This is a genomic window from Treponema sp. R80B11-R83G3 (genome assembly GCF_054786115.1).
The window spans coordinates 1-1,575 of record NZ_BDHF01000188.1 but is presented as its reverse complement, the minus strand read 5'-3'; the positions used below and the strand labels follow the sequence as shown (position 1 = coordinate 1,575).

General features: G+C 33.1%; 4 protein-coding genes. All 4 read left to right on the top strand.

Going from position 1 to position 1,575, the window contains the following annotated elements:
- The first annotated feature begins 26 nt into the window (after positions 1-26).
- On the top strand, positions 27-203 hold the full coding sequence (locus ACYVRH_RS12465) for a hypothetical protein (RefSeq protein WP_461257224.1): 177 nt from the start codon (positions 27-29) through the stop codon (positions 201-203).
- The gene (locus tag ACYVRH_RS12460; protein WP_461257223.1) at positions 200-703 is read left to right on the top strand and encodes a DUF7222 domain-containing protein; all 504 of its coding nucleotides are present in this window, start codon (positions 200-202) and stop codon (positions 701-703) included. Before ACYVRH_RS12465 ends, ACYVRH_RS12460 begins: the two co-directional genes overlap by 4 nt.
- 56 nt (positions 704-759) lie before the next feature.
- The gene (locus ACYVRH_RS12455; RefSeq protein WP_461257222.1) at positions 760-981 is read left to right on the top strand and encodes a hypothetical protein; all 222 of its coding nucleotides are present in this window, start codon (positions 760-762) and stop codon (positions 979-981) included.
- Positions 982-1,031: 50 nt separating this feature from the next.
- On the top strand, positions 1,032-1,575 hold a 544-nt coding region (locus ACYVRH_RS12450; protein ID WP_461257221.1), incomplete at its 3' end, for a DUF3560 domain-containing protein.

Here is a 1,575-nt window from a genome sequence, read left to right as displayed (position 1 = left end):
AAAATTTTATTTAGTAGAGGTATAAAATGGAAAAAATTAAAAATAAAGAAATTACTATTACCTACCACAAGGTAGACGGTTTTACTCTGTCTTACTTATCAGACAGCGGTATTTATCACCATCAGCGTTATTTAGGGTATTCAATTAGAGGAGCTAAAAAACTCTTCAAAAATTACATTCAAAATATGGAGGTTTCAAAATGAAAATTACTACAATAAATGGCTTGCGCCGTTATTTAAAAACTAATTCTGGTTTTTCGGGAAAAACTATAAACAGTGTTATTATCGCTCTCGGATACCATCCTTTACATGGTACATCGGAAGAATTCAAAGAACTATCTGGAATATTTAAAAACTGTACAGAACATGGGGCAAAAGCGGGATTTACAGGTTTTTCATGCTACAGCGAAACAATAAAATTTTTTAAAAATCATCAAACAGATATTGTTTCACACATGGAAAACTTAGCCAATGAAATAGGCATAGACATAATTTCAATGGTTCAAAATTTCGGCGTTTTTTATCAAAAAGATAAACCGTCAATTTCAAAAGTCGGTAAAGCGTTATGGGATAACAGCAAAAATTATAAAGATTTAAAAGAGCTTTATAATGTTTTCTCATGGTATGTCTTAGAAGAAATATCAAATACTTGGTACAGGTATTTAGAAGACAATCCCGGTTATATGGCGGAACTAGCGGCATAGCAAAAACCCTCCCCCCGCTTATGTGGGGGGAAATTTCAAATGCAAGGAGTTTTATTATGAGTTTCAGATATGATGATATAGGACGTGAATTCTCACAAGAAGAATTAGAAAAACAAAATAATGTCAATAATTCTATTATGGAGTTTATCAGAACAATAAACCCTACAACTATAGATATTTATTTTAATATAAAGTTAGTTGAAAAAGTAAGAGATTTATTAATCGAAATATTTACAAATGATTTAAAAATATGTACTGAAAGAAAATTTTATCCGTAATTTACCTCCCCCGCTTATGTGGGGGAAATTTTATTTTAAGGAGATTAATTATGTCAGTTGGTAGAAAAGACTATGAAGAAAGAAAAGAAATAAAAATCGACCGCTACAAAGCAAAAGCGAGACGGTCAAACATTGAAGCCAATCAAGAAAATAACAGGGCTAGAGAAATGGGGGACGTTATACCTTTTGGACAGCCCATCTTAGTAGGACACCACAGCGAAGGAAGCCACAGGGCATTATTAAAAAGAATTGATACAATCCAAAAAAGAGCGTCAGACGCATACGAGAAAAGCGAGTATTACGAAAACAAAGCCGCCGCCGCTGAAAGCAATCAATCAATTAGCGGAGATGATCCAGAAGCGGTAAAAAAGTATCAAGAAAAATTGGTAAAACTTGAAAAATCTCAAAATTACATGAAATCAGTTAATAAGGCATGGAAACAAGGAAAAGCGGCATTAATCGCTCTTGGCTTATCAGAAGAAGAAAGCCAAAAAATGGCAAACGAAAAAAATAAACCTTGCCCTACTTGGATGCTAAGTAATAACAGCGCCGAAATCCGAAGGGTAAAAGAAAAAATTGAAACCTTAAAAAAAC